Here is a 286-nt window from a genome sequence, read left to right on the forward strand (position 1 = left end):
GCTGCAGATTCATGGTGGATACGGCTATCTGCAGCGCCTCGGAGCACACTTTCTCGGCCATTTCGCTGGCGAATAGCTTCGCGATGGCAGCTTCCTTCATGCAGGGCAGGCCGGCCTCGAGCAAGCGCGCAGCATAAATGTAGTACTGTCGGGCGATATCGACCTGCGCCGCCATGTCGGCGAGAGCGAAGCTGACGCCCTGCAACTCCATGATCGGCTTTCCTGCGACCTCACGTTCACGCGCATACCGTACGGCTGCTTCGAGAGCCGCCTGAGCGATGCCGAC

1 protein-coding gene is annotated in these 286 nt (G+C 61.2%); it reads right to left on the minus strand.

All coding sequences use genetic code 11. The annotated features are described in order from the left end of the window. The coding region (locus RMT89_RS42345) for an acyl-CoA dehydrogenase family protein (RefSeq protein WP_315889084.1) at positions 1–280 on the minus strand (280 nt) is incomplete at its 3' end. Positions 281–286 lie beyond the last annotated feature (6 nt).

Source organism: Streptomyces sp. P17, from assembly GCF_032436805.1.
Lineage (GTDB): Bacteria > Actinomycetota > Actinomycetes > Streptomycetales > Streptomycetaceae > Streptomyces.